Annotated in this window: 12 protein-coding genes; 6 read left to right on the forward strand and 6 right to left on the reverse strand. The window is 35.9% G+C overall.

The window, feature by feature from the left end:
* Positions 1-122: 122 nt before the first annotated feature.
* Entirely contained in the window at positions 123-407 is a 285-nt protein-coding gene (locus G9Q29_RS10760; RefSeq protein ID WP_166137026.1) for a GNAT family N-acetyltransferase, read from the reverse strand.
* A 14-nt stretch (positions 408-421) separates the two neighbouring features.
* Entirely contained in the window at positions 422-1141 is a 720-nt protein-coding gene (locus tag G9Q29_RS10765; protein WP_166137029.1) for a pirin family protein, read from the reverse strand.
* A gap of 115 nt (positions 1142-1256) precedes the next feature.
* On the opposite strand from G9Q29_RS10765, the gene G9Q29_RS10770 reads away from it, so the two are divergent.
* Positions 1257-1946: an alpha/beta hydrolase gene (locus G9Q29_RS10770; protein ID WP_166137032.1), complete on the forward strand. Its 690-nt coding sequence runs from the start codon at positions 1257-1259 to the stop codon at positions 1944-1946.
* Between the two features lie 34 nt (positions 1947-1980).
* Here the strand turns inward: G9Q29_RS10770 and G9Q29_RS10775 are convergent, their stop codons facing one another.
* Complete coding sequence (locus G9Q29_RS10775; RefSeq protein ID WP_166137035.1) at positions 1981-2496, reverse strand: DUF2892 domain-containing protein; 516 nt, start codon at positions 2494-2496, stop codon at positions 1981-1983.
* Positions 2497-2660: 164 nt separating this feature from the next.
* Here G9Q29_RS10775 and rpmH point away from each other — a divergent pair, with 164 nt between their 5' ends.
* The 5 genes from rpmH to G9Q29_RS10800 all read left to right on the forward strand — a co-directional run bounded on the left by rpmH (position 2661) and on the right by G9Q29_RS10800 (position 8639).
* Positions 2661-2822 (forward strand): 50S ribosomal protein L34, encoded by a 162-nt coding sequence (rpmH, locus tag G9Q29_RS10780; protein WP_008464848.1) that lies wholly within the window; start codon positions 2661-2663, stop codon positions 2820-2822.
* Positions 2823-2968: 146 nt separating this feature from the next.
* Entirely contained in the window at positions 2969-5821 is a 2853-nt protein-coding gene (gene carB, locus G9Q29_RS10785; protein ID WP_166137038.1) for a carbamoyl-phosphate synthase large subunit, read from the forward strand.
* 262 nt (positions 5822-6083) lie between these two features.
* Positions 6084-6305: a helix-turn-helix domain-containing protein gene (locus G9Q29_RS10790; protein ID WP_166137041.1), complete on the forward strand. Its 222-nt coding sequence runs from the start codon at positions 6084-6086 to the stop codon at positions 6303-6305.
* Positions 6302-7564, forward strand: coding sequence for a DNA cytosine methyltransferase (locus G9Q29_RS10795; protein ID WP_166137044.1), 1263 nt, complete (start codon positions 6302-6304; stop codon positions 7562-7564). Before G9Q29_RS10790 ends, G9Q29_RS10795 begins: the two co-directional genes overlap by 4 nt.
* A 1-nt stretch (position 7565) precedes the next feature.
* Positions 7566-8639 carry an HpaII family restriction endonuclease gene (locus G9Q29_RS10800; protein ID WP_166137608.1) on the forward strand — a complete coding sequence of 358 codons (1074 nt, stop codon included), beginning with the start codon at positions 7566-7568 and terminating at the stop codon, positions 8637-8639.
* 12 nt (positions 8640-8651) lie between these two features.
* On the opposite strand, the gene G9Q29_RS10805 is transcribed toward G9Q29_RS10800, so the two are convergent.
* The 3 genes from G9Q29_RS10805 to G9Q29_RS10815 form a co-directional block, all read right to left on the reverse strand.
* Positions 8652-8810, reverse strand: coding sequence for a hypothetical protein (locus tag G9Q29_RS10805; RefSeq protein WP_166137047.1), 159 nt, complete (start codon positions 8808-8810; stop codon positions 8652-8654).
* Entirely contained in the window at positions 8807-9208 is a 402-nt protein-coding gene (locus G9Q29_RS10810) for a (deoxy)nucleoside triphosphate pyrophosphohydrolase (protein WP_205729858.1), read from the reverse strand. The genes G9Q29_RS10805 and G9Q29_RS10810 overlap by 4 nt, the downstream gene beginning before the upstream one ends.
* A gap of 116 nt (positions 9209-9324) precedes the next feature.
* The gene (locus G9Q29_RS10815; RefSeq protein ID WP_166137050.1) at positions 9325-10218 is read right to left on the reverse strand and encodes a dienelactone hydrolase family protein; all 894 of its coding nucleotides are present in this window, start codon (positions 10216-10218) and stop codon (positions 9325-9327) included.
* Positions 10219-10387 lie beyond the last annotated feature (169 nt).

Below are 10387 nucleotides of genomic sequence, written 5' to 3' on the forward strand. Positions count from 1 at the left end.
TGCGCTTTAAGTAGCGTGATTCTTGAGGGTTTTCCATAAGGATACTTTTTGTGTATCGCTATTTTAGGACGGGACAATCTAAAATAAAAAAGCGACTGCAGGAATAATGCAGTCGCTTTTTTTTATAGTCTAATTCCGGGAGGAAGTAATTCTTTGTATTGTGGGAATTTTTTAAAAAACTGCACAATTCGTGGTAAAATAGGAACTACTTTCCACTTTCTTTCGATGGCATTTTCTAAAATACTTTTTAAAAAGTCATTCAAAAAATCTTCATCTTCAAATCCTTCTGGTTTGTGAATTTTGGTGAGAAAGATTTTCTTTTCCTGAAAAGAATACTCAACAGTAAGTAATCCTTGTGGGCTATTGGTTTCAAATTGTCTCGAAAATGTATTGTCTTTAATTTCCATAAAAATAAGGAGGATTACTGCTGCATTGGCACTTCAATCAAAAGTATTTTAGCCTTACTATTAATTTTAATATCAACTGCAGTTGTTGCGGTTATTCCGATTGCATCTCTTGCAGTCAGAATTTGGTTGTTTATTTCAATTTCACCTTCTATTAAAAACAAATAAACTCCGTTGTTAGGAATTTGAATCGGGTAGTTTACCGTTGTGTTCTCGTCAAAAATACCTAGGTTGAAAAACGTTTTTTGGTGCACCCAAAGCGCGTTACCATCGTTGTGCTCCTTTGGTGAAACTACGTTTACGAAAGTGTTTTTGTGTTGTTCTAGGTCAAATGATTTTTGGTCGTAACGCGGTGTTACTTCTTCTGTATCTGGAAAAACCCATAACTGTAACGTTTTAGCGCGTTCGGTTTTGCTGGCATTCATTTCAGAGTGTTCCACACCGCTACCGGCACTCATTACTTGTACTTCGCCAAAGCGAATAACGCCTTCGTTACCCATGCTGTCTTTGTGCATCAAGCCACCTTCGAGCGGAATCGTGATGATTTCCATATTGGCGTGACCGTGCGTACCAAAACCAGCGCCTGCAGCAATGGTATCGTCATTTAGTACACGCAACATTCCAAATTGCACGCGTTCTGGATTGAAATAGTTTCCAAACGAAAAAGAAAAATTAGCCTGAAGCCAGCCAAAATCGGCAGTACCTCTTGTATTTGCTTTGTATAGTTGCGAAGTCATAATTTAATGGTAATATGTAATTGTAAAGAAGCGCTTTTTCTGAAAAAAGCATTATTTTTAGACAAATTTCGGGAATATAATTCGGAATGGTGTTATAATAAAGTTAAAAGCATTTATGGGTAAGTTACAGGTTTATTTCATGCCAGGTTTAGCGGCAAGTACAAGTATTTTTGAACGTATTAGTTTGGCCGAATCAGATTTTGATATGCATTTTTTAGAATGGGAAATCCCGCTACCCGCAGAAACTTTGGTAGCTTACGCAAAACGTATTGCGGATAAAATTACAGCCGAAAATCCGGTTTTGGTGGGAGTTTCATTTGGTGGTATTTTGGTTCAAGAAATGGCAAAACACATAAATGCGCACAAGGTTATCATCATTTCGAGTGTAAAAAGTAATGCTGAGTTTCCGCTACGATTCAAATTAGCCAAAACCACCAAGGCGTATAAGCTTATTCCAATGAGTTTGATTGTAAACATTGAAAGTTTAGCGCGTTTTTCGTTTGGAGAAAAGATCAATAAGCGCATTCAGTTGTACGAGAAATTTTTATCAGTGCGTGATATTGGGTATTTAACTTGGGCTGTTGAGCAGGTAATTTTGTGGGACCGAACCGTGATTGATGAAAATGTAGTGCACATTCATGGTGATCAAGATGATGTCTTTCCTATTAAAAATATTAGCAAATGCCACGTAGTAAAAGGCGGAACACACATCATGATTTTAAATAAATACAAATGGCTCAATGAGCATTTACCTGCATTTATTTTAGGAACATCTGAATTGAAAGCAAAAAAGGGTCAAAATTAAATTTGACCCTTTCTGTTATATAAAATTAAAGCAATTAAATCTTTTTCATTTGTTCTTTCATCATTGCAATTTGCTCTTTCAGCATGTTTTGCTTGTCTAATTTTTTAGCCTCGTTCAAAAGAGCAGTTGCTTCTAATTTACGACGACGTGTCATTGCTACACCTGCCAAATTCAATTTGGCAACAGCCAAATCCATGTCCATGGACAAACCTAGATCAATTGCTTTTTTGAAATATTTTTCGGCTTGATTGATGTTGGTTTGCGCCAGCATGATTCCGTGTAGGTAATTAAAATATCCTTGTTGTTTTTGAATTAAAGCAGTTTCAGGGTTTTTAATATGCGACAACCATTTTTTGGCTCCTTCAAAATCTTGTTTTCTCAGTTTTAAGAAAGCAAGTAAAATAAATTCATTTCTAAAGTATAAAAATATTGGAATGGCACTTAATACTAATAGGAAAATTCCGTTACCGATGTTACTCTCAGTAAATTGCCAAATGCCAGCAGCAATAATAAGTCCGGCAATAATAAATTTGATATTTTTGTGAAACATAGCGTGTTTAATTTAAGAGCACAAATATAGTAAAAGGAATTGAAAATATTTTTACAAAACTACTTGTGAGGAAAAAAAGTCTTTGTATATTTGCACTCGGTTTTCGAACAACCACTATTGAGAATTAAATAGACATATAAATAAGTTTTTAAAGATACAAAGCAATGAGCAAAAGAACGTTTCAACCATCGAAAAGAAAAAGAAGAAATAAGCACGGATTTATGGACAGAATGGCTTCTGCTAATGGAAGAAAAGTTCTTGCGCGTAGAAGAGCTAAAGGAAGACATAAATTGACTGTTTCTAGCGAACCAAGACACAAAAAATAATGTTTGAATAAACATATTTAAGGCGTTACTTTTTTTAGTATCGCCTTTTTTTATACCTTTTCGGTAAAAAAATCACTGTAAATCGACCTAAAAGTCATCCTTTCAGTACCTTTACATTTACACATAACTACACAACACACTACAACATGCCCAAAGACACATCAATAAAATCGGTTTTAATAATAGGTTCAGGTCCTATTGTAATTGGTCAAGCTTGCGAATTTGATTACGCAGGTTCGCAATCTGCACGCTCTATTCGTGAAGAAGGAATCGAGGTAATCTTGATCAATTCCAATCCGGCTACCATTATGACCGATCCTTCAATGGCCGACCATATTTACTTAAAACCGCTTACTACCAAATCGATTATCGAAATCCTAAAAGCGCATCCGCAAATTGATGCTGTTTTACCAACTATGGGCGGACAAACCGCTTTGAACTTGTGTTTGGAAGCTGAGGAGAAAGGAATTTGGAAAGATTTTGATGTGAAAATGATTGGGGTTGACGTTAATGCCATCAACATTACCGAAGACAGAGATCAATTTAAAGCATTGCTTAAAAAAATTAATGTACCAACTGCTCCAGCCGAAATTTGTACCTCGTACCTACGTGGTAAAGAGATTGCGCAGGAATTTGGTTTTCCGCTAGTAATTCGTCCTTCGTTTACCTTAGGAGGAACAGGAGCGGCTATTGTGTACAAAAAAGAAGATTTCAACGAACTCTTAACTCGCGGTTTAGAGGCGTCTCCAATTCATGAGGTACTTATCGATAAAGCTTTGATGGGTTGGAAAGAATACGAATTAGAATTACTGAGAGACAAAAATGACAACGTAGTTATTATTTGTTCTATCGAAAATATGGATCCAATGGGGATTCACACAGGTGATTCGATTACGGTAGCGCCAGCAATGACCTTATCGGATACGACTTTCCAAAAAATGCGTGATTATGCCATTTTGATGATGCGTTCTATTGGTAACTTCGCCGGAGGTTGCAACGTGCAGTTTGCCGTTTCGCCAGATGAAAAAGAAGATATCGTAGCCATCGAGATCAATCCTCGTGTTTCTCGCTCTTCAGCATTAGCATCAAAAGCTACAGGTTATCCTATTGCCAAAATTGCTTCAAAATTAGCTTTGGGTTACAATTTAGATGAGTTGCAAAACCAAATTACCAAGTCAACTTCGGCTTTGTTCGAACCGACTTTGGATTATGTAATTGTTAAAATTCCGCGTTGGAACTTTGATAAATTTGAAGGAGCTGATAGAACATTAGGTCTTCAAATGAAATCAGTAGGTGAGGTTATGGGAATCGGACGCTCGTTTCAAGAGGCCTTACACAAAGCCACACAATCATTAGAAATTAAAAGAAACGGATTGGGTGCCGACGGAAAAGGCTACACCAATTACGAACAAATTATAGAGAAATTAACCTATGCCAGCTGGGATCGTGTGTTTGTTATTTACGATGCCATTGCGCTTGGAATTCCGTTGAGTAGAATTCACGAAATCACTAAAATTGACATGTGGTTCTTGAAACAATACGAGGAATTGTTTACACTTGAGAAAGAAATTGCCAAATACACGATCGCTACTTTGCCAAGAGAGTTGTTGCTTGAAGCCAAACAAAAAGGCTTTGCCGACAGACAAATTGCGCACATGATGGGCTGCTTAGAAAGCGAAGTACACAGCCTACGTACCGAGCAAAACATTAATCGTGTGTTTAAATTGGTTGACACTTGTGCGGCCGAATTTAAAGCAAAAACACCTTATTACTATTCTACTTTTGAAGCTGAAATCGAAAAAGCAGATGGTACGCGCTACGTAGACAACGAAAGTATTGTTACCGATAAAAAGAAAATCATTGTGTTGGGCTCTGGGCCAAATAGAATTGGTCAAGGAATCGAATTTGATTACTCTTGCGTGCACGGAGTTTTGGCTGCCAAAGAATGTGGCTACGAGACAATCATGATCAATTGTAATCCTGAAACAGTTTCGACCGACTTTGATACGGCCGATAAATTGTACTTTGAGCCGGTATATTGGGAGCATATTTACGACATCATCCAACACGAAAAACCAGAAGGTGTAATTGTGCAGTTGGGCGGACAAACCGCTTTGAAACTGGCTGAAAAGTTATCTAAATACGGAGTAAAAATTATAGGAACTAGTTTTGATGCACTCGATTTAGCCGAAGACCGCGGTCGTTTTTCTGATTTGCTGACCGAATTAGAAATTCCGTTCCCGCAGTTTGGTATTGCCGAAACAGCTGATGAAGCGGCTGCCTTGGCTGATCAATTGGATTTTCCATTGTTAATTCGTCCTTCGTATGTGCTGGGTGGTCAGGGAATGAAAATTGTAATCAACAAGCAAGAGTTAGAGGAGCATGTAATCAATTTATTAAAAACCATTCCGGGTAATAAATTGCTTTTAGATCACTATTTAGATGGTGCTATCGAAGCCGAAGCCGATGCAATTTGCGATGGCGAAAACGTTTACATCATCGGGATCATGGAGCACATTGAGCCTTGTGGCGTGCACTCTGGCGATAGTAACGCTACCTTGCCGCCATTTAACTTGGGTGAGTTTGTGATGCAACAAATAAAAGACCACACCAAAAAAATTGCCTTGGCACTCAAAACAGTTGGTTTGATTAACATTCAGTTTGCTATCAAGAACGATACCGTGTACATTATTGAGGCCAACCCACGTGCGTCACGTACGGTGCCGTTTATTGCTAAAGCTTACGGCGAACCGTATGTAAACTACGCTACCAAAGTTATGCTAGGACACAATAAAGTAACTGACTTTGAATTTAACCCACAATTAAAAGGATTTGCCATCAAGCAGCCAGTATTCTCGTTCAGTAAGTTTCATAATGTAAACAAAGCCTTAGGACCTGAAATGAAATCAACCGGTGAAAGCATCTTGTTTATTGATGACCTAAAAGACGATCAGTTCTACGAATTGTACTCTCGCAGAAAAATGTACTTAAGTAAATAAAAGCTAACATAATTGTATAGAAAAAGCCCCGTTTGGGGCTTTTTTTGTTGATATAATCTTCTGTCGCAAGAAATTTTTTTCTTAATCTTCCGCATTTCTATAGCTAAATACTTTAGCTATCTTATTATTTTAAAAGCCTTTTCAACGCTAAATTTTCCCCTTATAATTTAATCAGGCTTTATCAAAATTGTTTATAAGTAACTGTTCTGCGCATACAATTGTAGGCGGGTCAATTGTAGGCGTAAATCTAATTTTATCAACTATGAATATTAAAGAAAAGTTTGGTCATAAAGTGAAAATTCTGCGAGAGGCGAAAGGTCTTTCCATTGAGAATTTGGCCAATATATCAAATGTCGATAGAAATTATATTTCTGACATTGAGAAAGGTAAAAGAAATGTTTCAATCGAAATAATGGAGAAAGTAATTAACGGATTAGAAAGTGATTTTGAAACTTTTTTTAATGATAAAGAGTTTAAAAAATGAAGGTGATTGACAAGATATCGATAGAAGAATTTGATCAGAAAAAATTTAAGCTAAAATTTGGTGAAGACGACGAAAATAAAAAAGCTGTAATAACACATTATTTACAGAATTATCGGAGCGAGGCACATGAGCACTTCCAAGAGAAAGCAGAAGAATATTTAAAACAAATTATTGAATACAAGAACGAAGAGGAAAATTTAAACCTTATTTCGGATGTAGCTCTGCAACAACTTTTATTTGAAGTAGAAGATGTTCCATTCCCTACACCAACCAACTATACTTTCACATTTATAGATTTATTTGCAGGAATTGGAGGTTTTAGAATGGCGTTACAAAATTTAGGTGGCAAATGCGTCTTTACGAGTGAGTGGGATGTCAGCGCTAAAAAAACATATAGCGCAAATTTTGGAGAAGTACCTTTTGGAGATATAACAAAATATCAAACTAAAAATTTTATTCCTAATCAATTTGACTTACTAACTGCTGGTTTTCCTTGTCAAGCTTTTTCTATAGCTGGCAAGAGAGGTGGTTTTGATGATACGAGAGGAACCTTGTTTTTTGATGTTGCTGAGATAATAAAAAAACATAGACCAAAAGCAATCTTTCTGGAGAATGTGAAGGGATTGAGGAGTCATGACAAAGGAAAGACTCTAGAAACAATTTTGAATGTACTAAGAAATGATTTAGGTTATTTTGTACCAGAACCAGAAATTGTCAACGCAAAAAATTTCGGTGTTCCACAAAATAGAGAGAGAATTTATATCGTAGGCTTCCGTCAAGATTTAAACATTTCGAGTTTTGAATATCCTAAACCTTTCGAAAAAAATCCAACTTTTGAAGATGTAAAAGAAGAGAAAGTACCCCCAACAAAATACTTTCTTTCGACTCAATATGTAGAAACGTTAGTTAAACATAGGGAAAGACATGCAAACAAGGGAAATGGTTTTGGTTATGCAATAATTCCTGATGAGGGCATTGCAAATGCAATTGTCGTAGGTGGAATGGGAAGGGAGAGAAATCTAGTTTTAGACCATAGAATTGTAGATTTTACTCCAACAACCCATATCAAAGGTACTGTAAATAGGGAAGGAATCCGTAAAATGACACCAAGAGAATGGGCTCGATTACAAGGATTTCCGGATAATTTTATAATACCAGTTGCCGATGCTTCTGCTTATAAACAATTTGGTAATTCTGTTGCAGTTCCTGCAATTCAAGCAACAGCTGAAAAAATTTTAGAACTAATTGGAATTGAATAATATGCTATCAGGAAATAAAGGAGAATGGAGTGAGATTTACGCACTGTTTAAATTGCTAAGCGATAAACAATTATTTGCAGGAGACGCAGATTTAAAAAAAGTTGAAGAATTATTTTATCCGATAATCAAGATTATTCGTAATGAAACTGGTGGGAATTTTGAATATGAAATAAACGGAGATTTAGTAATTATTTCAGGTGGAAAAGAACAATTAAGAATTCCTGTGAAAACTTTTACTGAACAATCTGTAAAGTTATTAGCAATAATAAAAAGTTCGAATGGAGCATTTAGTATTCCAGAAATTGAAACTTTTATGAACTCAATAAATTGTGGTTCATTAAAAGCAAAATCAACTTCCAAATCGGATATTCAAATCGTTATTCACGACCAAAGAATAAATCAAACAGCTGAATTAGGATTTAGTATAAAATCACAACTAGGCGGACAAGCAACTCTTTTGAACGCAGGAAAAACTACCAACTTCATTTATCAAATTTCAGATTTTGAACTAACAGATGATCAAGTAAACAGCATAAACGAAATTGACACAAAAAGTAAAATTAAAGATAGAATTGAAAACATAAAACAACTTGGTGGGAACATAAGTTATGTTTCGCTTGAGCAAGACGTTTTCAAAAATAATTTAGTTTTAATTGATAGCTTGTTACCAAATATTTTAGCGGAAGTTGTAAAAACTTTTTACACATCTAACTTAAGTTCAATTAAAGATTTGACTGAAAATATAAACAAAACAAATCCATTAAAGTACGATATTCAATTTGCTCATACATTTTATGAGTACAAAATTAAACGCTTCTTGACTGATGTTGCCTTAGGAATGACACCTTCAAAAGTTTGGAATGGAATTTATGACGCAACTGGTGGGTATTTAATTGTAAAAGAAAACGGAGATGTTTTGTGTTATCATATTTACAATCGAAATCAGTTTGAAGATTACTTATTTCAAAATACAAAATTGGAAACAGCAAGTAGTTCAAGGCATGAATTCGGAAAACTTTACAACGTAAATGGAAAAAATTATTTCAAGCTAAACTTACAAATAAGGTTTAAGTAATATTGGTATTACTTATCTAAATTTTACTCTACCAATATGCTGCGATAATAATTGTGCTGCTTCTGCTTTGTCAATTGAGGTTTTTTTAACTTGAAAAGTATCTTTATCTAGTTCATTTAATTTATAGTTGATTAGTTTGGTTACTAATTCTTCGTACAATCCTTGGTTCATAATTCAAGTTTTAAAAATTCTTCAACGATAGGTAAATCTGCTTCTGCCCAATCTAAATTTTGTAGTTCTGATTTATCTAATAATTTATAATCTTTATGTTCGGATAAAATGATTTCTCCAGAAACATAATTTGCGATAAAAGGAATCAAGTTGATTTTAAAACTTCCGTAATCATATACACTATTTGACAATTGTTTTACGACTTCGATTTCAATATTAATTTCTTCTAATATTTCTCTTTTAATGCAATCTATTTCACTTTCATTTTCTTCTAATTTACCGCCCGGAAACTCCCATTTTAAAGGTAGTTTCATTTTTTCGCTTCTTTGAGTAACAAGTATTTTATTTTCCAAAAATATCAATGCGCAAGTCACGTCTATGATGCTATTTTCTTTCATTTGATAATATTACAAAATCCAATCTTCAAAACTATGCGAGAATCCACAAATTAGGAAATTTAATATAAAAAAAGTGGAAACCTTCATTTCCACTTTCTTACTTTTTTGCAATGCGCTTATTTCTTTTTGAGTTCTTGTTTAAAAAAAGCAATGGTACGTTCCCAGGATAGGGTAGCGGCTTTTTCGTCGTAACGCGGTGTGGTGTTGTTGTGGAAACCATGGTTCACGCCTTCGTAAAAATGTGCTGTGTGCGGTACCTTGTTTTTTTGTAAAATAGCTTCGTAGGCAGGCCAGCCTTCGTTCACGCGAGTGTCTAATCTCGCGTATTGGGCCATAATAGGGGTTTTAATTAATTCTGCTTCAGCAGCAGTGGGTTGACCTCCATAATATGGCACGGCAGCTTGCAAAGTTGGAATTTTAACCGCCATCATATTGGCAATCCAACCTCCAAAACAAAAACCAACTACACCTATTTGTCCGTTACAGTCCTTGTGATTTTTTAGGTAGTTGTATGCTGCAATAAAATCTTCGAGCATTTCATCGCGAGTGCGTTTTTTTTGTAGTTCGCGACCCGCATCATCGTTGCCGGGATAACCGCCTAATGGCGACAAAGCATCCGGCGCCAAGGTGATAAAACCATCAAGAGCAGCTCGGCGGCCCACATCTTCAATATAAGGGTTGAGGCCACGATTTTCGTGAACGACAATAATTCCCGGAAGTTTCTTTTTGCTAGCCACTGGTTGCGATAATAAACCTTTGATAGCGCCGCCACCTTTAGGCGAATCGTAGGTGATAAAACCCGTTTTCAGTCGCGGATCGTTGGGTGAAACTAGTAAAGTGTCAACATAATTGGGTGACATAAAACTCAGTAACGAGGGTAGGGTCAAGGTTCCCACGGCAAATAGGGATAGTTTTTCAACAAAGGCGCGACGGTCAATTTTGTTGTGTGCGTAATCGTCATAAAGGTCAAAAACCTCTTGGCTGATGTCTTCTTTGGTTATCTTGGTCATATTTTTTTGAATTAGTTGGTACTAAGATACTAAAAAAGATTGTAGTAATTGGTTCTCGATACAATGGCCTTCCCGAAGTATAGGAAGTCTATCACTCGAACTGACGTGCCATTCAGCAGGCTAGTTTTTTGCAGTTCGTCAGTTCGAGTGCTTTGTTTGCAATGCAATG

The sequence above is a fragment of the Flavobacterium turcicum genome (assembly GCF_011365745.1).
Taxonomy (GTDB): Bacteria; Bacteroidota; Bacteroidia; order Flavobacteriales; family Flavobacteriaceae; genus Flavobacterium; species Flavobacterium turcicum.